The sequence below is a fragment of the Pseudomonas sp. LBUM1655 genome (assembly GCF_059716085.1).
The window spans coordinates 3,559,715-3,584,371 of record NZ_CP166801.1 but is presented as its reverse complement, the minus strand read 5'-3'; the positions used below and the strand labels follow the sequence as shown (position 1 = coordinate 3,584,371).

Below are 24,657 nucleotides of genomic sequence, written 5' to 3'. Positions count from 1 at the left end.
CCTCTTGTTGGTGATGGATCGCGTTCCGTTCGCGGGAAAAGCTCGCAAGCAACATAGGCTGTGAAGGGGGCTGCCGCAACCACCCGACGGGCGGAAAAGGCCAGCGATTTTGATCTAACTATAGAACTGAATTGGCGAGGGGATCAGGACGGGGATCGGCGGTGTTGCCGAACAAAAGCCGTGGGGCGGGCGGTGCGTGTGGGACAGGATCAGTGTTTGCTCATCAAACCGTGCAAAACACCGAGGCGCAGGCCTGGCTCGGACGGCACCATCTGCGCAATGCCGAACACCTTGAACGCTGCAAGCATCAGCACCAGCCCGCCGGGCAGGATGCTTTGGCGGTGGGGTTGCAGACCGGCGAGTTTGAGTTGCTGGACATTGGTCACTTTCAGCAGAAGCAGCGACAGACGCAAGAGTCCGGCGTAGGTAATGCCGTCCTGGCCGAAGTCGTTCAGGCGATTGGCCTTGAGCACCTTCGCCAGCATGCGCGCGGTGCCGGAAGAGCCAATGGTCTGTTGCCAGCCCTGAGCACGATAGCGCCGAGCGACTTTTTCAAATTGCAGGATGGCGAAGCGTTCGGCTTCTTGCAGGGCGCCGGGGGAAACAGCACCGTTTCTAAAAAACCGTGTACTCAAGGTGCCGCTGCCAATGGCAATGCTTTCGGTCAGCAACGGTTGCGAACCTTGGCCGAGAATCAGTTCGGTGGAACCGCCGCCGATATCGACCACCAGGCGCATGTCCTCGACCCCGGGCAAGGTGTGAGCCACACCGGCATACACCAGTCGCGCTTCTTCATCCCCGGAAATGACATCGATGCGAAAACCCAGATGCCGCTCTGCGCTGGCCAGAAACAACTGCGCATTGTCCGCCTCACGCACCGCGCTGGTGGCCACCGCTCGCACTCGTCCCGGCTCGAAACCGCGTAATTTTTTGCCGAAGCGGGCCAGTGCCTGCCAGCCGCGATCCAGAGCCGAAGTGTCCAGCGCACCGCCCTCAAAACCCTCGGCGAGCCGCACCGGTTCCCGCAAGGTTTTGACTTCCTGAATCATCAAGCCCTTTCGGCTGCGCACCGACTGGCCGATCATCAGGCGAAAGGCATTCGAACCCAGGTCGATGGCGGCAAACAGCGAGGCATCTTCTTTCATGGGAATCCTTGCAAAGCATCCGTCTAGGCTGGAGACGGTTTGCGAGGATTCTGCCGTGGGGTTGATGACATCCTGATGACGGGGCAGGGGCGGTTCAATGAGCGTGCGACTGTCATGACACTGTCATTATCCGCCGCCTAAGCTTGGGTCAACACATCGCGTGTTCTTAAAGTTTCTGCTGCCGTTTTTGGCAGCTTTTTTTTGCCTGCGATTTGGCGTTACCGGGTGACCGAGGCAAGGGGCGGGCGCAGGTTCATGACGAAACGCCCGCCGTGTCTTCATGAGCGAGGGAAAGCATCCAGTCAATAAAAATCCGGGTTTCGGCCGCAGATTCCCGGGCGACACCGTAGTAATAACGGGTCAGTGGCAAGCGCAGGGAAGGCAGCGGGCAGATCAACCGTCCAGTCGCCAGGTCCTTGCCGAGCAGGGACGCCGGGCACAGCGCTAGGCCGAGGCCATCGACGGCGGCTTGCAACACCAGGTGCATGTGATCGAATTGCAGGATGGGTTGCTGGCGCAACATCGCGATATCGGCGTGCTCGGCCCAGTTCTTCCAGTCCATCGCGCGCGTCTTGCCAGCCAGAAGGGTGTGGCGAGCAACGTCCTGCGCACTGTTCAACGGCACCGTTTGCAGGAGTGACGGCGCCGCCACCAGCATCATGTCATCTTCCAGCAATATTTGCGGTTGAACATTGGATGACCATCCGGCATCTCCCCGACGGATGACGACGTCGAATTTTTCCCGCGATTGATCAGGCGGCAGGGTGCTGGTGACCACTTCGGGCTGGATGTCCGGATACAGCGCCATGAAATTGGGTAAGCGCGGGATCAGCCATCGCACCGCAAAGGACGGACGTACGTTGATGATGACTTTGCGCAATGAAGCGCCACGGGTCAGCGCGGTGGCGGCGTTAGCGATCTGCGTCAGGGCTACGCTGATGTGCTCATAAAACGTCTGGCCGGCGGGCGTGAGCAAGGATTGGCGGGTTCGGCGCTCGAACAGCAATACCCCCAAATGCTCCTCCAGCAGCTTGATATGACGGCTGACGGCGCTGTGGCTGACATGCAGTTCTTCGGCTGCACGGCTGAAACTCTGGTAACGAGCGGCAGCGGCGAAGGCACGAACGGCGTTCAAGGGGGGGAGGTCTGAAATCATGTGTCTAATTTAGTCACATCTGCGGTGCAATTAAAGTGTTTGTCAGCGTTACGGCTTCACGCCAATCTGAAGGCCGCTCTTTGTCTTGCCGGCCGTTGATGAAATGTCAGTCCCAAATACCCCTGCAACTGATCGAGCGTCGATGCGTGCCGCCTCCATATTGGGGCTGTGCCTGCCCGCCGACACCTTGCTGTATCTGCTGTTGCCGATGCAGCCTGAGGCCTTTGGCGTCAACCTGGCGCAGGCGGGCGTGTTGCTGGCAGCCAACCGTCTGGTCAGAATTTTCGGTTACCGCTATGTCATGGCGTTTTATGCGAGTCGCGGTGATCGCCCGGCGTCGATGCTGGCCGCCGGCGTAGCGGCGATATGTGCATTGGGTTATGCGACGCTTTCCGGGTTCTGGGCATTGTTGCTGTTGCGCCTGGGCTGGGGGTTGTCCTACGCCGCACTGAACTTGTCCACGCAAGTCATGGCAACCGCCGAACCCACAGGCGCCGCGCGCCGCACCGGGCGTTCGCGGGCGCTGATTGCCGCCGGCCCGATGCTGGCCCTGCCGTTGGGCGCGCTGCTCTGCCTGGCCTATGGGCCACGGGTGATTTTTTACCTGATGGTCGTGACGTCATTGATCGGGTTGTGGCTGGCGCGCGGGTTGCCGTCGGCGGCGCATGCCATGTCGGGCCCGACACGTCGATTCCAGCGTCCCGACAGCGTGGCGGTGTGGTCGTTTATCGAGGGGTTGACCCTGGACGGGCTTTTTATCATCGGCCTTTCGTTACTGGCGCAACAGGTGATGGCGGGCGGCGACGCGGTGATGGTGGCGGGCGTACTTCTGGCTTTGCGTTACGTCTCGGAGATGCTGTTCAGTCCATTGGGCGGGGTCGCTGCGCAGCGGTGGGGGGCGACGCGGATGTTGATTGTCTTTTCGCTGCTGACCTCGATTGCCCTCGTCGGATTTGGCAGTCACTGGTTGGTGGTAGGCGGAACCCTGGTGCTGTTGCTGCGCGCGCTGCAGTTGCCGCTGGTGGTGACGGTCGTTGCGCAACGCCATCCCGGAGCTGGACGGGTACGGGCATTGGCTGCGAATGCCGTCTGGCGGGACATCGGCGCGGGTGTGGGTCCTCTGCTGGCAGGCCTGGTGCTGCCATGGCTGCCGCCGGTGTGGGTGTATTCGTTGGCAGCACTGTGCCTGGCGCTCAGCGCACTGGCTTGCGCCCAACGTAACAAGGGAGAGATAGCTATTACGCAGCAGTCAGGGCGTGACTTGCAAGTTTAGCTATTCAACGCGGTGCGACTACTCAAGTTAAGCCATGTTGTGTTGTGAAAAAAACCGACAGCGCCGCGTAGGTCGCGGGATGCAGCAGCGGCCTCTAGCGAGGTTCCAGGAAATAATAAGTAAACGAACCTTCTTGGCGGAGAAAGAACATGATTAACGCTGCTGGGGAAGTTTTAATAAAACTGTAATAAAATATTGCGCTCGCCCGGGGATTGTGGTTTTTTGTGGTGGTGTCTAGTGCACTTTCAATGAGATTGGCCAGTGATGAAGGGAATCATATGAATAAGTATCCTAGTTATTAGCCAGGCTTGAATTAAGTAACAACGTACGCTTCAAGTGTCGAACTTTCTTTTCGATGCTGCTGCCAACTATTGCCTGGGGAAAAGTAATGAGCCGTGAATCCGTGTCGAAGTTTGTTTCTGCTGATCATAGAAGGGCAACACTAAGAAACTTGTTGGCTGACAAGCGCTGCTTGCGCTTTCTCGAAGCCCACAATCCGATCTCCGCGATACTGGCGGAGAATGCATCGCAAACGGTTGCCGGCCAGACGCGCGAATATGACGGTTTCTGGTCCAGCTCGCTGACGGACTCCACCGCTCGCGGCAAGCCGGATATCGAAGTGCTTGCGATCAAGGACCGTTTGAGCAACGTCAACGATATTTTCGAAGTGACCCGCAAACCGTTGATCATGGATGGTGATACCGGTGGCAAGCCTGAACACTTTGCCTACGACGTGCGCTCGCTTGAGCGACTGGGCGTCTCGGCGGTGATCATCGAAGACAAGACCGGGCTGAAGAAGAACTCGCTGTTCGGCAACGATGTATTCCAGCAGCAGGAAAGTATCGAGGACTTCTGCAACAAGATCAAAATCGGCAAGCAAGCACAAATATCCGAAGACTTCATGATTATTGCGCGCATCGAAAGTTTGATTCTCGATGCCGGTATCGAAGATGCGCTGACTCGCGCCGATGCGTATGTTGCAGCGGGCGCCGATGGGGTGATGATTCACAGTCGCAAAGAATCACCCGATGAAATATTCGAATTCGCCAAGCGTTTTAGACAGCAGCATCCAACGGTGCCACTGGTGTGCGTACCCACCAGTTATTCGAGTATTTCGTTCGAGGCGCTGGAAGCCGAAGGTTTTAACGTGGTTATTTATGCGAACCATATGTTGCGTTCGGCTTACATGGCAATGAGAACGGTGGCCGACAGTATTTTGTTTTCGGGGCGTACGCTTGAAGTTGAGCCGAACTGTCTGTCGATCAAAGAAATCCTTGAACTCATTCCGGGTACTAAATAATGAAGAAATTGTCTTTGGCCGATCGCAACGCTCAGGTTGTTGCACCCAGTACCTCACGCATGCGCAGCATCGCCAATGAGCTGAAAGAAAAGGGTGAGTCGATTATCAACTTCGCCGCTGGCGAACTTGATTTCGACACCCTCGACAGCCTGAAGCAAGCTGCGATAACGGCGATTCAGGGCAAGTGCAACGCCTACACCCCGGCGCTGGGCGAGAAGAAAATCCGCGAACAACTGGCCGCGCATATTTCGGCACAATTGGATGTCGATTACGCCTGGAATGAAGTGGGGATGACGGCGGGTGCCAAGCAGGCGCTGTACAACACCGCCATGGTGCTGATCAATCCGGGTGATGAAGTCATCATTCCGATCCCTTACTGGGTCACGTTTCCGACCCAGATCGAGTTGGCGGGTGGCAAGCCGGTCCTGGTCGACACCAAACCGGATGCTTACAAGTTGACGGCCGAGCTGATCGGCGCAGCGATTACCCCGCGCACCAAGGCCATCCTGATCAACACGCCGAACAACCCGACCGGCGCCGTGTATGACGAGGACCAGCTACGCAGGATCGGTGAACTGGCGATCCGTCACGACCTGTGGATTATCTATGACGAGTGCTATTCCCGACTGATCCGCAATGGCGGGGAGCATCACAACATTGTGTCGCTCATTCCGGCGTTGAAAGAGCGCACGGTGATTATCAACTCGTTCTCCAAGAGCATGGCATTGACCGGGTGGCGATTGGGTTACGCGAGTGGTCCGGCGGACGTGATCAAGGCAATGGAAAACCTGCAGGGGCACACCACTTCCAATCCGAACGTGGTTGCCCAGGTGGCGGTATCCAAGGCGCTTGACCAGTCTGCGGACTTCATCAGCACCGCCAATGCGATCCTTGATCGTCGTCTGCAGATTATTCAAAACGCGCTGCCACTTATCGAACATCTCGGAGCGGTCAAGGCAGAAGGTGCGTTTTACGTATTCGCCAACATCCAGTGGTTTATCGGCCGGCAATACAACGGCAAGACGGTTGAGAACACCGATGCGCTGGTCGAACTGATCCTGGCTGAAGCCAAGGTGGCCGTGGTGTCCGGTGCGGGCTTTGGCGACGCCAGCGGCATTCGGATTTCCTATGCGGTGAGCGATGCCGATGTGGAAACGGGTATGCAGCGGCTGGCCGGGTTTTTCGGCAAATTTAATTAAGGAGAGCGTCGAGATGAAAAAGGAAAACCCTGTTTCAGTGATTGTTCTGGCAGCGGGCCTGGGTTCTCGCCTGGAAGATCAGACCCTGTCCAAAAACAAATGCCTGATCGAAGTCGCCGGTAAAACCATCATTACCCGGTTGCTGACGCAACTGCAGTCGCACAACGTGGCGAACGTGATCATGGGCGTCGGATACCTGGCCGATGTGCTGGAAAGCTATATCCGCAGCAACCATCCCGAAATCTCGACGGTATTCGTGCAAAACCCGATTTATGCGCGCACTGGTTCGGTCTACTCCCTGAAGCTGTGCCTGAATGCCGTGCCACAAGCTCATGACGTGGTGGTGTTCGAGGGTGATGTGGTGGTCGAGGATTCGCTGGTTACGCGGTCGCTGGCGTCATTGCAGACGTTGGGCGAACAAGAGTTCTCGACAGTACTGGCGCCTTACTCGCCCGAGCTGACGGGCACCTTTGCCCTGATCGACAGCCAGAAAGTCACCGCGTGGCGGCATGAGTCGGTACGCGATGCCGACTTCCCACTGCTGACGTCGTTCAAGACGGTGAACATCACTGCGATGACTGCGCAGGCGGTGGGCACACTGTCCGAACATATCCAGGCCACCATCGAGCGTCACGGCGTCAAGGCGCCCCTGGAGTACGCGATGGACAGTCTGATCCAGAACGACTTTGTGATTCAGCCCGTCGTGGTCACCCACGAGAAGTGGTTCGAAGTCGATACCGCCGAGGACCTGGAAATCGCCAATGACATTTTCAGCACCCCGGCGCTGGCTCCGGCCTGAGGTGAACCATGTTTGCTGTTCTCTATGAGGTCTTGATCCTGCCCATCGCCCATTGTTTTCAATGGGTGCTGGACACCAGCTACACACACACCCAGAGCTTCGGCGCGTCCATCGTCATCCTCAGTCTGGTGTTTAACTTCGCGTTATTGCCGATCTATCACTTTGCAGAAAAAGTGCAGAACAAGGAGCGTGAAGCCCGGGCGAAAATGGAGCCGAAAGTTAAGGAATTCAAGCGCTGCTTCAGCGGTTACGAGCGGCACATGATGATCTCGGCGCTGTACCGCCAACATCATTACCACCCGGTCTTTGCGTTACGCGGATTTGTGCCATTGCTGATCCAGGTGCCGGTGTTCATTGCCGCTTACGGGTTGCTGAGCGACTACCCGCCGATCTGGGAACAGAGCTACATGGGCATCGCCAATCTCGGTGCGCCGGATGGTTTGGTGAACGGCATCAATGTGCTGCCGATCATCATGACGGTAATCAACCTGATCTCCGCTTATGTGTATAGCCGTGATCTTTCGGCTCAGGAACGAATGCAGACGTGGCTGGTGGCGATGTTGTTTTTTGTGCTGCTGTATACCTCGCCGGCGGGGCTGGTGCTGTACTGGATCTGCAACAACCTGTTTTCCCTGATGAAAAATATTGTCTATCGGGTCGCCCGGTCCGGCTCGACACTTCCAAGGATGACCAATGCTTAATTCGACGAGCCCTGCCTATGCCGCAAGGGCGAGCGCCGTGGCGCAATCCGGGGAAAAACCGCTGAAGCTTTTCCTTCTGGCGTACTCGGCGCTTTATCTGCTGGTGTTTCTGTCCAGTCCTCTGGCACTGATCAGTTTCGAAGATGACGTCACCGGCCTCAATGGCTATTTGACGATCTATGCCGCGACCCATGCGGTCGTATTTCTGGCCTGGCTGGCGCTGATCTTTGTCATCGGCGTGGTCGCCCATCGCAGGTTCCTGGCCTGCCTGACGGTACTGGGGGTGTGGGCGTTGATCGTGGGTATCGTCTACAGCTTCTTCCTGCCCCTGGATGCGGGGATGATCGACAACTTCAAGTTCTCCGATCCCAAGGCCCTGGTGTTTTCCCGGGAGCACGTGATCGTCGACTTTGCAGTGTGTGCCGGTGCATTGCTGGCGGCGCTGATCGTGTTGAAAGTGTTCGCTGAGCAGGTGGGCAAGTTTCTCACGCTTTTTGTCTTGATCTGCGCAGCCTACGCAGTGTTCTCGGGGTACACGCTGGCCTCGAAAATCGCGGCGATTCCCCCGCCGGGTAACGACGGCAAAGAAACGATTTCTTTCTCGAAAACCGAGAAAAACATTGTGCTGTTGATGATTGACGGCTCCATGGCCGGCTACATCCCCAAGCTGCTGAAAAGTGATGCAGGTATGGCTGAACGCCTGAGTGGCTTCACCTGGTATTCCAACGTGGTGTCCACCGGCAACCGGACGTTCAACGCGCTACCGGCGGTGTTTGGCGGCTTCGATTACAACGCCGCCAACATCAATGATCGGCCGGGCAGTCTGGAAGAAAAGGTCAACCAGGCCTACATGCTATACCCGGAAAACTTCGCGGCCAAAGGCTACGGCGTTAAATACGTCGACCCGTTCTGGTATGGCTTCGCCCGCCGTGGTGACTGCAAGAAATTCATCGAAGGTCGCATCGGCGATTGCATTCATGTGATTGACACCCTCGGTCGCCTTGAAACCAACAAGCACATGTACAGCAAACACACCGAGTACTTGTGGGGGGTGTTCAAACAGTACCTGGCCATTTCGATTTACAAGGCCGTGCCCAATACCCTCAAGGAGCAGGTGTACGACGGCGGAAACTGGCAGGGCGCCTCACTGTCCTGGTGGAAGCGTGAAGACAAGTTTCTCGAGAACTACTTCTCGCTGTTGGCACTTCCGGGCATTTCCGATACCCAGGCGCCAGGGCCGACCTTCACGTTCATGGCCAACAACATCACCCGCGCGGTGCTCAAGCTCGATGAGAGCTGCGTGCCGAATAAAAGCCTGAAAACCACGCCCCAGGAACTTGAGACCTTCAAGAGCGAAGACACCGCCGAAATCTACGATACGTTTTATTGCGCGATGAAGGGCGTGACCCAATACCTGGACTGGTTCAAGCAGCAGGGGATCTACGACAACACAATGTTTGTGCTGGTCTCGGACCACGGCTGGCCTTCGCGCAATCCACTTCTGGACGGCTTCCACGACGCGGAAAAACAGGAAGTGTATTCGCAGTTTCAGAACTTGCTGTTAATCAAACCGTTCGGGGCGCGGGGGGCGCCGAAAGAGAGCCGTGAGTTCATTGCCAATGCCAGCGTTCCGGGCATTGTCTGTCAGGAGATCGGCGGTTGTGTGGACCGTCACACCGGCAACCGCATCACTTACAAGCCACTGACCGAGCCGGTGAAACTGTATGAAACCCCGTGGCAACCCCAAGGCCAGAACGCCGATTCCTACAAGATTCTCAGCATTTATGAAGTGAAGGAAGACGTATCGATTCCGGCCAACTGGAGCAAGTTGCAATGACGATCCTGCTGGAGCACGCCGTGACGATTCCGTATGTCGGTCTGTATCTTGATCCGGGTACTGGCAGTCTGCTTTTCTCGTTGATTGCCGGGGTGGTCACCACGGTTTTTTACTCCGCCAAAGGCCTCTACTACAAGTTCAGTGGCTCGGCCAAGGGCACAGTCGGCAGCGCCGAGCGCAGCGTGCTCGATAACTGGTCGGTGGTGATTTATTCCGAGGGGACGCGTTATTACGGCACCTTCAAGCCGCTGTTGGCGCAACTGGCCAACGCCCGCATAAAAACGCTGTACCTGACTTCCAACAGCAACGATCCGGGCCTGACGGGGCATGCTGGTGTGAATGCCTGCTTCATCGGCGACGGTCACAAGGCCTGGGCTCTGCTCGGCAGGCTCAAGGCCGATGTGTGCATCTCGACCACGCCCGGTCTGGATGTCATGCAGTTCAAGCGTTCCAAACAGGTGAAACACTACATGCACTTGGTGCACGCGCCGACTGACAAGGCGTTCAATCGACCGTATTCCTTTGATTACTTCGATTCCGTGGTGATCAACGGTCCGCATCAGCAACGCACCTTGCGTTTCCTCGAGAACCTGCGGGGTTCGGCACCCAAGCAACTGATCATGGGCGGGTGCCTCTATTACGATGATTTGGTCGAGCAGTTGCGCAACCTGACACCGGAGCAGGCCCGCACGACCAAAACCGTTCTGCTCGCACCCACCTGGGGGCGCAACAGTTTGTTGAAACTGCACGGCAGCCAACTGCTGCAAAGCCTGGCGCAGCAAGACATCAACCTGATCATTCGTCCTCACCCGCAAAGCCTGGTCTCGGAGCCGGCATTGATCGAAGGGTTGCAGGCACAGTTCCCGAACAGCCCGCGCCTGCAGTGGGACTTTTCGCCGATTCCTTTCGACGCGATGGCCAGCAGCGACGTGATGATCTCGGACATCTCGGGGGTGATTTTCGACTACGCGTTCCTGTTCGAGAAGCCGGTCATCACAGTAGGTATCGAACCAGTGCGCGAAGGCACCGAAGCCAGTGACCTGCCTTACGATCCCTGGGAGCTGACCGTGTTGAACGACATCGGTTTGCGCCTGACCGAGCAGGATGTCGAGCGGCTGGCGGACTACTTGCCGAGCCTCACTCAGGACGAGCGATACAAACACAACATTCGCGCCCTTCGCGCCGAGTACGTGTTGAATTTCGGCTGCGCGGTGCAGCCGATCATGGAGGCGATCAAGCCACTCATCGAGGCACGCGAAACCGTTGCGCCCGGGCTGGCTGCGCTTGAGCAGCAGGCAGAGTAGGGGCGCACGGCATGGCTGACGGGCTGGTGGAATTATGGGTGGTATTCCCGGCGCTGGTGGCGGCGGTGACCGTGCATGAAGCGGGTCACGCGCTGGTTGCTGCGCTGTTTGGCGACCCAGCGGCACGAGAGGGCGGCAGGGTGTCCCTCAACCCGCTCAGGCACTGTTCGCTGGTGGGGACGGCGGTGGTACCGATTTCGCTACTTGTCCTGACGTCCCTAATGGCGCTGCCCTTGACGCTGGTGGGGTGGGGCAAGGCCGTGCCGATCAGTGAGGATTTGACGGTACGCAAAGTCGGCCTGCTGTGCACTGCACTGGCGGGGCCTTTGGCCAATCTGGTGTTGGCCACGCTGTGCCTCGGTTTGCTCGGTCACGTACAGGGCTCTGCCGGGATGAGTACGTTTCTGCAGACCTGTGTGTCGTTCAATCTTTTCCTGTGCGTGGTCAACTTGCTGCCCGTCATGCCGCTGGACGGCGCGACCTGTATTCGGGCCCTGAGCAGCGATCGGCTGTGGAATGAATTTCAGCAAATTCAGCCTTGCCTCTATGTCATCGGTGCCGGTTTGTTACTGACGGGTTTATTGAACCAATACATGGTATGGGCCACTCACGGCCTCCTGAATGTCCTGCTTGGTGGAGTGATTTATGGCTAGTTATGGACTGTTTCTGATTCTGGCAACCCTGACTGTTCTCAGCCCCGGTCCCGGGGTGGTGCTGACGCTTTCCAATGCGTTGCGGCATGGCTGGACCGGTTCGCTGCCCGGCATCCTCGGCATTGCGACAGGTGCCTTTATGGTGGCGGGTATTTCCGCCAGCAGCGTCGGATTGATCCTGGCGACCTCGGCCGTTGCATTCACGATTCTCAAATACATCGGTGCCCTGTATTTGTTGTACCTGGGGATAAAGATGTGGCGTACTCAGAGCTTCATCCCCGAACTCAAACTCACGTCGCCACGTCCGTGGCGTCGTTATGTCGAGGCGCTGTCGATTCAGTTGCTGAACCCCAAGGCCGGTTTCTTCTTCCTGGCCGTATTCCCTCAGTTCATCAAGCCGGAAGGTAATTACTACAGCCAGTTTTTCTTGCTGGTGTCCTCCTACAGCCTGCTCGTCGTGCTTGTGCACAGTGGCTACGCGCTGATGGCCAACGGCGCGCGGGGCTGGCTGTCGACGAACAAGGGCGCCAGAATTGTCGGCAAACTGTCGGGTATCACCTTTTTCTGCTTTGGCGTGCTTATGGCTTCGACCAGTAAGTAAAACGACTGAATTATTTGATCCGGAGGCAACATGGCCAAGAAGGCGATCCACTTTTTACTGGTGGACGAAGATCGCGAACGACTCAAGAAAATCGCTCGCTCCGGACTTCTGCCGTATAGAAGCGTCACCCGCGCGACGATCCTGCTGTTATTGGACAGCGGACTGTCCCCCAAGGAAGTCAGCTTCCGATTGAATATCTCGGCCCCGGTGGTATTCAAGTGGCGCAGCCGTTATCTGGCTTTTGGCATCGATGGGCTTGAGGACCTTCCCCGCAATGGGTTGCAGAAGGTTTTGCCGATGGTGGCGAGCGGCTGACGAGCGCTGGTATTGACGTAACCCAAGGGTGGTGTGGCGAGCGGTTTGCCTTTTTCTGCAATATACGATTAATATATAAAACATATATGAATCGTATGGGAAGCCACAATGGGCATCGTCAAGATTTCAGAGGACATGCACGAAAATCTGCGCATCTCCAGCAACGCACTCAGCCGCTCGATCAACGCGCAGGCCGAGCACTGGATGCGCATCGGCATGCTCGCCGAGCTGCACCCCAACCTCGACCACAGTGCCATTTGCCGCTTGCTGATCCGCGCCGAGCAGAACGGCGGGCTGGATCTGCAACAACTGACTCAGGAAGCAGTCACCGCATGAGAAACCAGATCAAGATCAACACCCCGGCCGAGATCGCGCAATCGCGCGCCGCTGGCCAACTCGCCGCCGAGGTACTGGCGATGCTGGTGCCCCACGTCAAGGCTGGCGTGACCACCGATGAGCTGGATCGGCTGTGCAACGACTACATCGTCAATGTGCAAAAAGCCATCCCGGCCAACGTCGGCTACCACGGCTTCCCGAAAACCGTCTGTGCCTCGGTCAACGACGTGGTGTGCCACGGCATTCCGTCAGGCACACCGTTGAAGGACGGTGACATCGTCAACCTCGACATCGCCGTGATCAAGGATGGCTGGTTTGGCGACACCAGCCGCATGTATGTGGTCGGTGAGGCTACGCCTGAGGCGCAGCATCTGATCAAGACCACCTACGACGCCATGTGCGCCGGTATCCGCGCTGTGCGCCCGGGTGCGACGCTGGGGGATATCGGCCATGCGATTCAGAGCCTGGCGGAGAAGGAAGGCTTCAGCGTGGTGCGCGAGTATTGCGGGCACGGCATCGGCAAGATCTACCACGATGAACCGCAGATCCTGCATTACGGTTTCCCGAATCAGGGGATGAAGCTCAAGGCCGGGATGATCTTCACCATCGAGCCAATGCTCAATGCCGGCAAGCGTCATGTGAAGAACATGCCGGACGGCTGGACCGTGCTGACCAGGGACGGGTCGCTGTCGGCGCAGTGGGAGCATATGGTGGCGGTGACGGAGACCGGGTTTGAAGTGTTGACGGCGTGGCCGGATCAGATCGAAGGCTTTACCCCGATAGCCTGAACACCACAAAATCACTGTGGAAGCGAGCAGGCTCGCTCCCACAGGGGGATCCGCAGGTTAGTGGGCCCCGGCGGCTTTGTTGAGGTCACTTTCAGTCCATTCGGTATAAACACAGGCATCCGCCGTAGCCCAACGCACCCGCACCTCATCGCCAGCCTTGAGCGGCATGCCCGCCGCCGACAGCGCCTTCACCGTCATCGACGTCCCGCCCGAAGTGACCACGCTGCACGTCTGGCTCTCACCCAGAAACAGCACCTCCACCACCTTCGCCGACACCTGATTCCAACCTGCCGCCAATGGCTCATCAGTCGCCTGCTGCACACTCAATGCCAGCGCTTTTTCCGGACGCACCATCAGCAACACATCCTGATCGGTGTGCAAACCCGAGGTCAGTCGAATCGACAGCGACTGCCCTTCAAAACTCGCCGCCGCGTTACCCTGCGCCTTGAGCTTGAGGAAGTTCGAATTGCCGAGAAACGAGGCGACAAAGGCATTCGGCGGATTCTGATAAAGGTCATAACCGCTGCCCAGACCGACAATCTTGCCGTGACTGAAAATCGCAATGCGTTGCGACAAACGCATGGCTTCTTCCTGATCGTGGGTCACATAAACGATGGTGATGCCCAGGCGCCGATGCAGTTGGCGCAATTCATCTTGCAAATCCTCACGCAGTTTTTTATCCAGCGCACCCAGCGGTTCGTCCATCAGCAAAATGCGTGGTTCGTAGACCAGCGCCCGGGCGATGGCGACCCGTTGCTGTTGGCCACCGGACAGTTGCGAAGGGCGGCGATGGGCGAATTGTTCGAGTTGCACCAGTTTCAACATCGCATCGACGCGCTTGTTACGCTCGGCCGCCGCCAGTTTACGGATCGCCAACGGGAAGGCGATGTTGTCGCGTACAGACAGATGCGGGAACAGCGAATAACGCTGGAACACCATGCCGATGTCGCGCTTGTGCGGCGGTACGTTGACCAGCGACTGGCCGTTGACGAGGATCTCGCCGCTGCTCGGCGTTTCGAAACCGGCGAGCATCGACAGCGTGGTGCTTTTACCGGAGCCGCTGGAGCCGAGGAAGGTCAGGAACTCGCCGTCCTTGATGTCCAGCGAGATGTTGTCCACGGCGGCGAAGTCGCCGTAGTGCTTGTTCAGGTTGTGCAGGCTGACCAGGGGTTTGTCGTTCTGCTGGGATGCGTCTTTGATCACGGCACTCATGTCGTACTCCTGGGCGCTCAGGCGCTGATTTCGTTGCGCCGACGCAGGGCGGCGGCGATCACCATGACCAAGACCGACAGGCCGATCAGCAGCGTCGAAGCGACGGCGATCACCGGAGTCAGATCCTGGCGCAGGGTGGTCCACATTTTCACGGGAAGGGTTTGCAGGGTCGGGCTGGCCATCATCACGCTGAGCACCACTTCGTCCCACGAAACGAGAAAGGCGAAGAGGGCGCCCGCAACCATGCCCGGACGAATCGCCGGGAACGTCACCTTGAACACTGCTTGCAGGCGTGACGCACCGCAGATCACCGCCGCGTCTTCAATCGACTGATCGAACAGCTTCAGCGAGTTGATGATCGAGATGATGGTGAACGGCAGCGCGACGATCACATGGCTGACGACGAAGGCGAACATCGTCCCGGTGTAACCGAGCTTGAGGAACAGCGCGTACACCGCCACGGCGATGATCACCAGCGGCACGATCATCGGCAGGGTGAACAGGCCGTAGAGCATTTCCCGGCCGGGAAAACGCCCGCGAACCAGCGCAAATGCGGTCGGCAAACCGAGGGCCACAGCGCAAATCGTGGTCAACACGGCGACTTTAAGGCTGGCCGCTGCGGCGTTCATCCAGTCGGGGTTGGAGAAGAACTGGCCGTACCATTTCAGCGTCCAGCCAGGCGGCGGGAACACCAGCCACTGGGATGAACCGAACGACAGCAAGACGATAAACACGATCGGCAACAGCAGGAACAAACCGATCAACCCGGTGGTTGCATACAAGCCGAAGCGCATCCGCCGGCTCATGGCATTGGGAGTCAGGAGCATGTCGGCTTACCTCGCGTTACTGGCGCCAACCGGGGATTCCGGCTGAAGCTTCAGGTAGAAGTAGAACAGCACCAAAGTGATCGCGATCAGCAACGCGGCGCCAGCACTGGCCAGACCCCAATTGAGGAACGATTGCACCTGCTGAATGATGAACTCCGGCAGCATCATGTTCTGCGCCCCGCCGAGCAGCGCCGGGGTGACGTAGTAACCGAGCGACATCACGAACACCATCAACCCGCCGGACGCCAGACCCGGCCGGCACAGCGGCAGGAACACCCGGAAGAAGTTGGTCCATGGGCTGGCGCCGCAGATCGAGCCGGCCTGCAGGATCATCGGGTCGATGGCCTGCATGGTCGCCTGCAACGGCAGGACGATGAACGGGATCATGATGTAGCTCATGCCGATCACCACGCCGGTCAGGTTATGCACCATTTCCAGCGGCTGATCGATGATGCCCATCGCCATCAAAGCTTTGTTGATCACGCCCGAGGCTTGCAGCAACACAAGCCACGAATAGGTGCGGGCGAGCAGGCTGGTCCACATCGACAACAGCACGATGTTGAGAATCCAGCGACCCCAGCCGCGCGGCACCAGCGTGATCGCCCAGGCCAGCGGAAAGCCCAGCAACAGGCTGAAAATCGTCACCAGCCCGGCCACCGAAAAGGTGTTGAGCAGCACCCGGGCATAGGCCGAGTTGGCGAACAGTTGTTCATAGTTGCCAAGGCCTGGTGTCGGCTCCAGCACGCCGCGCAACAGCAGGCCAATCAACGGCGCGAGAAAGAACAGGCCGAGGAACAGCAGCGCCGGAGCGAGGTTGCCGGCGCCGCGCCAGCGTTGTCTCAGGGACGGGGTTTGCGACATCGCGATCGCCTGTTTTCCTTCGGCCGAACCGGCAGCGCTTGCGGCGCTCCCGGTGGCAGTGGATGGACGGGGCGCGGTGGCCGCCATTTTCATTTGACCAGCCATTCGTTCCACCGTGTCGCGATGGTAGGGCCGTTTTTGGCCCAGTACGCGAAATCAAGAGTGATCTGATCCTTGGCGTAAGCAGTCGGCAGGTTGGGAGCCAGCGTCGAATCCAGACGCTCCACGCTGTCGAGGTTGACCGGGGCGTAAGCGGTCAGGTTGGAGAAGTCGGCCTGGCCTTTGGCACTGCTGGCGTTGGCCAGGAACTTCATCGCCGCGTCCTTGTTTTTCGAGCCCTTTGGAATCACCAGAATGTCGGCCATGACCAGGTTCTGTTTCCAGCTCACGCCCACCGGCGCGCCATCGTCTTGCAGGGCGTGAATGCGGCCGTTCCAGAACTGGCCCATGCTCGCTTCACCGGATGCCAGCAGTTGCTGCGACTGCGCGCCGCCGCCCCACCAGACGATGTCTTTCTTGATGGTGTCGAGTTTTTTGAAGGCGCGATCCAGATCCAGCGGGTAGAGCTTGTCGGCCGCTACGCCATCGGCCAGCAGGGCCAGTTCGAGCACGCCGGGGCTTGGCCATTTATAGAGGGCGCGTTTGCCGGGGTAGGTCTTGGTGTCGAACAGGGCGCTCCAGTCCTGCGGCTTGTTGGCGCCGAGTTTGCCCTCGTTGTAGCCGAGGACGAAGGAGAAGAAGAACGAGCCGACGCCGTGATCGCTGACAAAGCGCGGGTCGATTCTGTCGCGTTGGATGACTTTGAAATCGAGGGGTTCGAGCAGGCCTTCAGCCGCAGCGCGCAGGGCGAAATCGGCTTCGACGTCGACCACGTCCCATTGCACGTTACCGCTTTCGACCATGGCCTTGAGTTTGCCGTAGTCGGTCGGGCCATCCTGCACGACGGTAATGCCGCTGGCCTTGCTGAACGGATCAGCCCAGGCCTGTTTCTGCGCATCCTGGGTGCTTCCGCCCCAGCTGACGAAATTTACGCTTTCGGCGGCCATTGCAGCCTGGCCGGTCACGCTGAGCAGTCCCGCAAAAAAGATTGCGGTTGCAGCTTTGTTCAACACCATTTTCACGCCCTCATTGTTGTGTTTTTGAGCGGGCCTTGCGTTGTTGCCCGCCTGTCGGGAGCAGTAGATGGACGATCGTGGGAGTGTCCGGTCTATGGAATATCATATTATGGTATTCCAAACTTTGTGCAAGCACTTTGCCTTACCGGTTATCTGGCGAAGTAGTTTTTTGGGGGGCACCGAAAATGTGCAGTGGATGAAATTGTGGCGAGGGGATTTATCCCCGTTGGGCTGCGGAGCAGCCCTGAAAGCGGAAAACGCGCTTTTCCTGAAGGATCGCGTTGGCAGGATTTGGGGCCGCTTCGCAGCCCAACGGGGATAAATCCCCTCACCACAGGGGCTCATCGATAACTGTGGGTTATTCGGTGTAGGGGATACTCTCGACCACTTCCAGGTCATACCCGGTCAGGCCGGCGTACTTGAGGGGCGGCCCAAGGTGCCGCAGTTTGCCAACCCCAAGGTTCTGCAGAATCTGCGCTCCGGTCCCCACCTCCGAATAAATCCGTGACTGCGACCGACTGAACTGCCGTGGCGGCTGCGTCAGTTGCGGCACCCGCTCCAGCAACGCCTGCGACGATTCATGATTGGCCAGCACCACGACAACTCCATGGCCCTCGGCCGCGACTCGTTGCAACGCCGCCCACAGCGTCCAGTTTGTCGGCCCGCTGTACTCGGCGCCGACCAGATCTCGCAGCGGATCGATCACATGCACGCGCACCAGCGTTGGATGCTCACGGCGTAGATCGCCCATGACCATCGCCATGTGAACCCCACCTTCGATACGGTCTTCGAAAGTGATCAAACGGAAAGTGCCATGCACCGTCGGCAGCTCCCGTTCGCCAATACGTTCGATGGTGTGTTCGGTACTCAGGCGATAGTGGATCAGGTCGGCGATGGTGCCGATCTTGATCCCGTGCTTGCGCGCGAAGACTTCCAGATCAGGGCGACGGGCCATGGTGCCGTCGTCGTTCATCACTTCGACGATGACCGACGCCGGGGTGAAACCGGCCAGCCTGGCCAGATCGCAACCGGCCTCGGTGTGACCGGCGCGGGTCAACACGCCACCTTCCTTGGCGCGAAGCGGAAAGATATGCCCGGGTTGCACCAGATCTTCGGCGCGGGCGTCTTTGGCCACGGCGGCGGCGACCGTGCAGGCACGATCGGCGGCGGAAATCCCGGTGGTGACGCCAACTGCCGCTTCAATCGACACAGTGAACGCGGTGCTGAAAACGCTGCCATTGCTCGGCACCATTTGCTCAAGACCCAAACGCTGGCAGTGTTCGTCTGTCAACGTAAGGCAAATCAGCCCGCGTGCCTCACGCGCCATGAAGCTGATCGCCTCGGGCGTGCAACAATCAGCGGCGAGTAACAGGTCGCCTTCGTTTTCCCGGTCTTCGTCATCGACCAGCAGAACCATTTTGCCGAGGCGATAATCTTCGATGATTTCTTCGATGCTGTTGAAGGCCATGCTGGACTCTCAGGGTTCGTTGGAAATATATTGGTATACCATAATACAAAATCAACAAAGAGGTCACTATGAAGGCGTACTGGATTGCTCACGTAGACATCACCGATCCCGACCAATACAGCCAATACACCCAGCGCGCGCCCAAGGCGTTCGCTGAGTTTGGCGGGCGGTTTCTGGCCAGAGGCGGGCGCAGCGAAGCGATGGAAGGGCGCAAGACGCCACAGCGCAGCGTGGTGATCGAGTTCGATAGCTACGAGCAAGCGGTCGCCTGCTACCGCTCGGCGGCGTATCAAGAGGCGAAGCGTTATCGCGAGGAATGGGCGAGGGCGGAAATCATCATTGTCGAAGGCATGGCGCCGTAATCAGCGGATGAAGTGGATCTTGCCGCTGTCATCATTGCCCATGTAGATCCCATACACCCCGGCCTGGCGTTCCTCGATATAGCGTTCGAGGATCTGCCGGATCGCCGGGTAGTAGATCTGCTCCCACGGGATGTCTTCGGGGGCGAAGAATTTGTAGTCGAGGGTTTCCGGGCCGTATTGGCCGGTAATCTCCAGGGCGATGGCGCGGAAGATGATGTACACCTCGCTGATCTTCGGCACGCTGAAGATCGAATAGGGCGAGACGATTTCCGCACGCACGCCGCTTTCTTCCCAGACTTCACGCAAGGCCGCCTCTTCGGTGGTCTCGCCGCTTTCCATGAAGCCGGCCGGCAGCGTCCAGGTGCCCGGACGCGGAGGGATCGCCCGTTGGCACAAGAGGTATTTGCCGTCCTGCTCGATGATGCAGCCGGCGATGATCTTCGGATTGACGTAGTGAATGTAGCCGCAGCCGCGGCACATCAGGCGCTCGTGCGTATCGCCCGGCGGCACCTGCTGACCGAGGTCAGGGCCACCGCATTTCGGGCAATAGCTCGGGCTGGACATGTCAGTGACCTATACGGGGTTCTTTCAGCGCGATGGGCAGGGTGATCGCAGGCACGTCGCCTGTTTCTTCCTGTTTGCGCTTGAGGTAGTCGAGGGCGACAGCAGCGGCAGCACGCACGTGATCGACGCACGCCTGATGCGCCGCCAGCGCATCGCCGCTCTTGATCGCCGCGACCATTTTTTCCATTTCCTGATTGCTTGCGCCGCGACGGTTTTGCTGGGACACCGAGGTCGCACGCAGATAACTGATGCGTGCTTGCAACTGACGCAACTGAGTGGCCGCGACATGGTTGCCCGAACCTTCGAGCAGGACGTCGTAGAAGCCTTGTACCGAGTCGATCACCTGTTGCAACTCGCCGTCCTTGAGGGCCTTGCGGTTCTCATCGAGGGCTTTTTCCAGGGCTTTGATGTCCTTGGCTTTGGCGCGCAGGGTGAACAGTTGGACGATCAGGCCTTCGAGCACGCAACGCAATTCGTAGATATCGATGGCATCGGCGAGAGTGATGATCGCCACCCGTGGACCTTTGGCATCAGCGAACTCGACCAGACCTTCGGATTCCAGGTGACGCAAGGCTTCACGCACCGAGGTGCGGCTGACGCCCAGGCGATCACACAGATCGCGTTCGACCAGACGATCCCCTGGCATGAGCTGGAAATTCATGATCGCGCTACGCAGTTTATCCAGCACGATTTCGCGCAGGGTAACGGGGTTGCGATTGACCTTGAAGCTGTCGTCGAGTGGCTGGCGTTTCATGGGGTCCGCTCTTTACTGTGGCTGTCCATGCCAGACGGGCATCAAAACAGCCGAGGGGTTAACTGGAGGCCTCGGCGTCGGCTTCGGCGAAGGCTTCACGGGCGAGCCGGAAACTGTCCACGGCTGCCGGGACGCCGCAATAAATGCCGACCTGAAGCAGAATTTCGCGTATTTGCTCACGACTCAGGCCGTTACGCAAGGCGCCACGCACATGCAGCTTGAGTTCGTGTGGGCGGTTGAGCGCCGAGATCATCGCCAGGTTGATCATGCTCCGCTCCTTGAGCGACAAGCCCTCGCGACCCCAGACGTGGCCCCAACAGTATTCGGTGACCATTTCCTGCAGGGGGCGGGTGAAGTCATCGGCGTTGTCGATTGAACGTTGCACGTAGGCTTCGCCGAGCACCTGGGTGCGAATCTTCAGGCCTTTTTCGTACTTCTCGTTACTCATCATTCCTCCTCACACACATTCCCCTGTAGGAGCTGCCGAAGGCTGCGATCTTTTGATCTTGTCTTTAAAAATCAAAGTCAAAGGATCGCAGCCTGCGGCAGCTCCTACACAGGGAGCGCGTTAATCAGGTCAGGGTGGGCAGGGCGCCCAACTTGCCCTTGTGATAAATCATCGGCGTCACCGGTTGCGCCGGCAGGATCAGATTCTTCACCGCGCCGACGATGATCGCGTGATCGCCACCATCGTATTCGCGCCACAATTCGCACTCGATGATCGCCGTGGCCTTGGCCAGGATCGGGTTGCCGAGTTCGCTCAAGTGCCATTCGATGCCTTTGGCTTTGTCCTTGCCTTTACCGGCGAAGGCGTAGGCCTCGGCGGTCTGCTCGGCGGACAGCAAATGGATCGCGAAACGCTTGCTGTCGCGCAGCACCGGGTAGGTGTCGGAGGCGTAGTTGGGGCAGAACAGCACCAGCGCCGGATCAATCGACAGCGCGCTGAAGGCGCTGGCGGTGATGCCGACGATGCCGCCCGCAGGGTCAAGGGTGGTGACCACCGTGACGCCGGACGGGAACGAGCTCATGACGTCTTTGTAAATGCCGGGTTCGATCATTTCGCAGGACTCCTAGCGCATCACAAACGGATCAGGCATTGGCGCCTGAGAAAGATTGATCCACACCGTTTTCAGTTCGGTGTAGGCCAGCACCGAATCGATGCCGCTTTCGCGTCCATAGCCACTGTTCTTGAAGCCGCCGATCGGTGCCATCGCCGACACCGCGCGGTAAGTGTTGACCCAGATAATCCCCGAACGCACATCCCTGGCCAGGCGATGGGCACGGCCCAGATCCCGCGTCCAGATGCCAGCGGCGAGGCCGAACTGCGAGTCGTTGGCGATGGCCAGCGCTTCGGCTTCGTCCTTGAAACGGATGACGGATGCCACCGGGCCAAAGACTTCTTCCTGCATGATCTTCATCGAGTTGCGGTCGCACTCGAACAGCGTCGGCTCGTAAAACCAGCCCTCGCCGAGATTTGCAGGACGCTTGCCTCCCGTGCGCAAACGCGCACCTTCGGCGATGGCATCGGCGACCAGGCCTTCAACCACGGCCAATTGCTGCGCGGTGGCCATCGGGCCCATTTCGCTGTTGTCTTCCAGCGGGTTGCCGATGCGGATGCGCTGGGCGCGTTCCACCAGTCGGCTGACGAATTCGTCGTAGATTTCGTCCTGCACCAACAGCCGCGAACCCGACACGCAGCTCTGTCCGGAGGCGGCGTAGATCCCGGCTATTGCACCGTTGATCGCGCTGTCCAGATCGGCGTCGGCGAAGATGATGTTCGGCGACTTGCCGCCCAGTTCCAGCGACAACTTGGCGAAGTTCTCGGCGCTGCTGCGCACCACATGCCGCGCGGTGGCCGCGCCGCCAGTGAAGGCGATCTTGCGGATCAGCGGATGGCGGGTGAGGGCGGCGCCGGTGCTCGGGCCGTACCCGGTGACAACGTTGACCACGCCCGGCGGAATCCCGGCTTCAAGGGCTAGACGCGCCAGCTCCAGAATGGTCGCTGAAGCGTGCTCGGACGGCTTGATCACAATCGTGTTGCCGGCGGCGAGGGCCGGGGCCAGTTTAATGGCGGTCAGGTAAAGCGGGCTGTTCCACGGAATGATCGCGGCAACCACACCCATGGCTTCGTGCACGGTGTAGGCGAACAGGTCGGGCTTATCCAGCGGCAGGGTGCCGCCTTCGAGCTTGTCGGCCAAACCGGCGGTGTAGTGGAAGAACTCCGGCAGATAGCTGACCTGACCGCGGGTTTCGCGGATCAGCTTGCCGTTGTCGCGGCTTTCCAGCTGCGCCAGATGCTCTTTGTTTTCAGCAATCAAGTCTCCGAGGCGGCGTAGCAGTTTGCCGCGCGCGGTGGCGGTCAGGCCACGCCACGCGGGGCTGTCGAAGGCCTGTTGGGCGACTTGAACGGCGCGTTCGACATCGGCCTCATCGGCATCGGGCAGTTCGGCCCAGGCTTGGGCGGTGGCCGGGTTGAGGCTTTCGAAAGTCTTGCCGGAGAGGGCATCGACCCATTCTCCGCCGATGCACATCTGGAAGCGTGCGAGTGTCATGCAACGATCCCCTTTATATGGTTTTGTCGGGAGTGTGCGAATTCGAGAAATTCCAGCAACGTCTGGTTGACCAGTCGCGGGGACTCTACGGGCATCATATGCCGTTGCTCGGGCAGCACGGCAACCTTCGCGCCGGGGATGCGTCGGGCCAGTTGCTCGGCCATTTCGGGGGTCGAACCGGGGTCGAGTTCACCCGTGGCGATCAGCGTCGGCGCCTGAATACTGCCCAGATCATCGACGCGGTACATGTCTTGAGTGGCGAACAATTCGTAAGTGGTCAAGTAGCCCTGCGGATCATTGCCGGCGAGTGTCTGGCGGATCGCGGCGATCTGCGCCGGGTTGGCCGCCTGATATTCGCGGCTGAACCAGCGTGACAGCGCCGCTTCGGCATTGGCATCCGGGCCGTGTTCGGCAGCCTGAGCGGTGCGCGCGATGACCCCGGCACGCTGTTCTTCACTGCGGTTGAACACGCTGTTGAGTACCACCAGGCTTTGCAGGCGCTGCGGGTAATGCAGGGCAAACGCCCGCGCCACCAGCCCGCCCATGGAGAAACCGATCACCGCTGCCTCGGGCAGGTTCAGGTGATCGAGCAACTCCAGCAACTGATCGGCGTAACCGAGCAGGTTGGTGCCACTGGCCGGTCGCGGGCTGGCGCCGTGGCCGAGCATGTCGTAGGCGATCACCCGGTACTGGGTCGACAGGCCAACGATCTGGCCGCCCCACATTTCTTTATTCAGGCCCACGCCGTGGATCAAAACCACGGGCTGGCCTTGGCCGGTCGCCAGGTAACTGGTGCCCGCCGGGGTGAGTTCAGCGGTGAGCCGAATCATGGAGCGCTCCTGCAATGCCTTTTTATTGTGATTACTGGGCTTTTTCGGCGGCCAGTTCTTCCAGATCGATGTAGCGGTTACCGATGCGCGGGTGCAGCCGGCCACCGTCGGCGCAACCCAGCACCACGACGATTTCGTCGGCACGCGGTGCGTCTTCGATCTGCATTTCCAGAGTGATGTAGTGCGAACGCAGACCTTCGTCGTCCTTGTGCATCATCGGGATCTGAATCGAAGTGCCCGGGCCGCCGCGCTTGTTGGTGAAGCTCAGGTAGCTCTTGGCCTTGACCGCTTCGCGGTAGTGGTTGCCAAAGCGCAGGGTGTGGATCACGGCGGAGGCGTGTTCGATTTCGCCGTCAGCACCGACCACTGCCGCTTTACCGTAAGCCTCGATCTTCTCGGCACCGCCAATGATGCCGACCAGACGCTCGACCATCATGGCGCCCAGGTCGGAGCAGTTGGCGCGGATCTGCGGTTTCAGGTCTTCGACAAAGCCGTTACCCACCCAAGGGTTTTTCATCACGACAGCGAGGCCGACCATGGTCACTGGCTTGTCGGTGGCTTTGCCGCCTTCGATAAAGGTCTCTTCGACATAGCTGACGATCTTGCGAATTTCGAAACTCATGAGCTGCTCCGTTGGGGGATTGAGAGTGTCTGTGCGTCTGATGGTATACCATAATACCGATCGCGCAAGTCCCCCTCGCAAGT

Annotated in this window: 26 protein-coding genes and 1 pseudogene; 13 read left to right on the top strand and 14 right to left on the bottom strand. The window is 58.9% G+C overall.

The window, feature by feature from the left end; genetic code table 11:
* Positions 1-209: 209 nt before the first annotated feature.
* Together ACA074_RS15935 and ACA074_RS15930 are read right to left on the bottom strand one after the other, a co-directional pair.
* On the bottom strand, positions 210-1,145 hold the full coding sequence (locus tag ACA074_RS15935; protein WP_187678642.1) for a Ppx/GppA family phosphatase: 936 nt from the start codon (positions 1,143-1,145) through the stop codon (positions 210-212).
* A 253-nt stretch (positions 1,146-1,398) separates the two neighbouring features.
* Positions 1,399-2,301 (bottom strand): LysR substrate-binding domain-containing protein, encoded by a 903-nt coding sequence (locus ACA074_RS15930; protein WP_489881328.1) that lies wholly within the window; start codon positions 2,299-2,301, stop codon positions 1,399-1,401.
* 142 nt (positions 2,302-2,443) lie between these two features.
* Here ACA074_RS15930 and ACA074_RS15925 point away from each other — a divergent pair, with 142 nt between their 5' ends.
* The 12 genes and pseudogenes from ACA074_RS15925 to map all read left to right on the top strand — a co-directional run bounded on the left by ACA074_RS15925 (position 2,444) and on the right by map (position 13,407).
* The gene (locus ACA074_RS15925; protein ID WP_497677345.1) at positions 2,444-3,574 is read left to right on the top strand and encodes an MFS transporter; all 1,131 of its coding nucleotides are present in this window, start codon (positions 2,444-2,446) and stop codon (positions 3,572-3,574) included.
* Between the two features lie 355 nt (positions 3,575-3,929).
* Positions 3,930-4,874, top strand: coding sequence for a phosphoenolpyruvate mutase (gene aepX / locus ACA074_RS15920; protein WP_497657491.1), 945 nt, complete (start codon positions 3,930-3,932; stop codon positions 4,872-4,874).
* Complete coding sequence (locus ACA074_RS15915; RefSeq protein ID WP_497677344.1) at positions 4,874-6,073, top strand: pyridoxal phosphate-dependent aminotransferase; 1,200 nt, start codon at positions 4,874-4,876, stop codon at positions 6,071-6,073. The genes aepX and ACA074_RS15915 overlap by 1 nt, the downstream gene beginning before the upstream one ends.
* 13 nt (positions 6,074-6,086) lie before the next feature.
* A complete protein-coding gene (locus tag ACA074_RS15910; RefSeq protein WP_489881324.1) occupies positions 6,087-6,872 on the top strand; it encodes a phosphocholine cytidylyltransferase family protein in 786 nt (261 codons plus the stop codon).
* An 8-nt stretch (positions 6,873-6,880) separates the two neighbouring features.
* Complete coding sequence (locus tag ACA074_RS15905; RefSeq protein ID WP_497677343.1) at positions 6,881-7,573, top strand: YidC/Oxa1 family membrane protein insertase; 693 nt, start codon at positions 6,881-6,883, stop codon at positions 7,571-7,573.
* Positions 7,566-9,410 (top strand): sulfatase-like hydrolase/transferase, encoded by a 1,845-nt coding sequence (locus ACA074_RS15900; protein WP_497677342.1) that lies wholly within the window; start codon positions 7,566-7,568, stop codon positions 9,408-9,410. The genes ACA074_RS15905 and ACA074_RS15900 overlap by 8 nt, the downstream gene beginning before the upstream one ends.
* Positions 9,407-10,714, top strand: a complete 1,308-nt coding sequence (locus ACA074_RS15895; protein ID WP_497677341.1) for a CDP-glycerol glycerophosphotransferase family protein — start codon at positions 9,407-9,409, stop codon at positions 10,712-10,714. Before ACA074_RS15900 ends, ACA074_RS15895 begins: the two co-directional genes overlap by 4 nt.
* A gap of 11 nt (positions 10,715-10,725) precedes the next feature.
* Positions 10,726-11,367: a site-2 protease family protein gene (locus ACA074_RS15890; protein ID WP_489881320.1), complete on the top strand. Its 642-nt coding sequence runs from the start codon at positions 10,726-10,728 to the stop codon at positions 11,365-11,367.
* On the top strand, positions 11,360-11,968 hold the full coding sequence (locus tag ACA074_RS15885; RefSeq protein ID WP_305438332.1) for a LysE family translocator: 609 nt from the start codon (positions 11,360-11,362) through the stop codon (positions 11,966-11,968). Before ACA074_RS15890 ends, ACA074_RS15885 begins: the two co-directional genes overlap by 8 nt.
* A 129-nt stretch (positions 11,969-12,097) precedes the next feature.
* A pseudogene (locus ACA074_RS15880) lies at positions 12,098-12,247 on the top strand (helix-turn-helix domain-containing protein); the annotation flags it as partial.
* A gap of 144 nt (positions 12,248-12,391) precedes the next feature.
* The gene (locus ACA074_RS15875; protein ID WP_166217502.1) at positions 12,392-12,619 is read left to right on the top strand and encodes a ParD-like family protein; all 228 of its coding nucleotides are present in this window, start codon (positions 12,392-12,394) and stop codon (positions 12,617-12,619) included.
* Positions 12,616-13,407, top strand: coding sequence for a type I methionyl aminopeptidase (gene map, locus ACA074_RS15870; RefSeq protein WP_489881319.1), 792 nt, complete (start codon positions 12,616-12,618; stop codon positions 13,405-13,407). Before ACA074_RS15875 ends, map begins: the two co-directional genes overlap by 4 nt.
* A 57-nt stretch (positions 13,408-13,464) precedes the next feature.
* Here the strand turns inward: map and ACA074_RS15865 are convergent, their stop codons facing one another.
* The 5 genes from ACA074_RS15865 to ribBA form a co-directional block, all read right to left on the bottom strand.
* Positions 13,465-14,619, bottom strand: a complete 1,155-nt coding sequence (locus tag ACA074_RS15865) for an ABC transporter ATP-binding protein (protein WP_497677340.1) — start codon at positions 14,617-14,619, stop codon at positions 13,465-13,467.
* Positions 14,620-14,636: 17 nt separating this feature from the next.
* A complete protein-coding gene (locus tag ACA074_RS15860; RefSeq protein WP_007918021.1) occupies positions 14,637-15,446 on the bottom strand; it encodes an ABC transporter permease in 810 nt (269 codons plus the stop codon).
* A 6-nt stretch (positions 15,447-15,452) separates the two neighbouring features.
* Positions 15,453-16,400: an ABC transporter permease gene (locus tag ACA074_RS15855; RefSeq protein WP_489881337.1), complete on the bottom strand. Its 948-nt coding sequence runs from the start codon at positions 16,398-16,400 to the stop codon at positions 15,453-15,455.
* Entirely contained in the window at positions 16,397-17,422 is a 1,026-nt protein-coding gene (locus ACA074_RS15850) for an ABC transporter substrate-binding protein (RefSeq protein WP_497677339.1), read from the bottom strand. Before ACA074_RS15850 ends, ACA074_RS15855 begins: the two co-directional genes overlap by 4 nt.
* 358 nt (positions 17,423-17,780) lie before the next feature.
* Positions 17,781-18,890 carry a bifunctional 3,4-dihydroxy-2-butanone-4-phosphate synthase/GTP cyclohydrolase II gene (gene ribBA, locus ACA074_RS15845; protein WP_401267025.1) on the bottom strand — a complete coding sequence of 370 codons (1,110 nt, stop codon included), beginning with the start codon at positions 18,888-18,890 and terminating at the stop codon, positions 17,781-17,783.
* 68 nt (positions 18,891-18,958) lie between these two features.
* Between ribBA and ACA074_RS15840 the strand changes: the two genes are divergently transcribed.
* Positions 18,959-19,252 (top strand): DUF1330 domain-containing protein, encoded by a 294-nt coding sequence (locus tag ACA074_RS15840; protein ID WP_187678630.1) that lies wholly within the window; start codon positions 18,959-18,961, stop codon positions 19,250-19,252.
* Here the strand turns inward: ACA074_RS15840 and ACA074_RS15835 are convergent, their stop codons facing one another.
* The 7 genes from ACA074_RS15835 to ACA074_RS15805 form a co-directional block, all read right to left on the bottom strand.
* On the bottom strand, positions 19,253-19,816 hold the full coding sequence (locus ACA074_RS15835; protein WP_187678629.1) for an NUDIX hydrolase: 564 nt from the start codon (positions 19,814-19,816) through the stop codon (positions 19,253-19,255).
* A gap of 1 nt (position 19,817) precedes the next feature.
* Entirely contained in the window at positions 19,818-20,570 is a 753-nt protein-coding gene (locus ACA074_RS15830; protein ID WP_497677338.1) for a GntR family transcriptional regulator, read from the bottom strand.
* A gap of 58 nt (positions 20,571-20,628) precedes the next feature.
* Positions 20,629-21,018, bottom strand: a complete 390-nt coding sequence (locus ACA074_RS15825; RefSeq protein WP_027613073.1) for a carboxymuconolactone decarboxylase family protein — start codon at positions 21,016-21,018, stop codon at positions 20,629-20,631.
* Between the two features lie 124 nt (positions 21,019-21,142).
* Positions 21,143-21,628: a flavin reductase family protein gene (locus tag ACA074_RS15820; protein ID WP_401267036.1), complete on the bottom strand. Its 486-nt coding sequence runs from the start codon at positions 21,626-21,628 to the stop codon at positions 21,143-21,145.
* A 12-nt stretch (positions 21,629-21,640) separates the two neighbouring features.
* Positions 21,641-23,122 (bottom strand): aldehyde dehydrogenase, encoded by a 1,482-nt coding sequence (locus ACA074_RS15815; protein WP_497677337.1) that lies wholly within the window; start codon positions 23,120-23,122, stop codon positions 21,641-21,643.
* Positions 23,119-23,952: an alpha/beta fold hydrolase gene (locus ACA074_RS15810; protein WP_401267039.1), complete on the bottom strand. Its 834-nt coding sequence runs from the start codon at positions 23,950-23,952 to the stop codon at positions 23,119-23,121. The genes ACA074_RS15815 and ACA074_RS15810 overlap by 4 nt, the downstream gene beginning before the upstream one ends.
* A gap of 31 nt (positions 23,953-23,983) precedes the next feature.
* Positions 23,984-24,574 (bottom strand): amino acid synthesis family protein, encoded by a 591-nt coding sequence (locus ACA074_RS15805; protein WP_007968626.1) that lies wholly within the window; start codon positions 24,572-24,574, stop codon positions 23,984-23,986.
* Positions 24,575-24,657 lie beyond the last annotated feature (83 nt).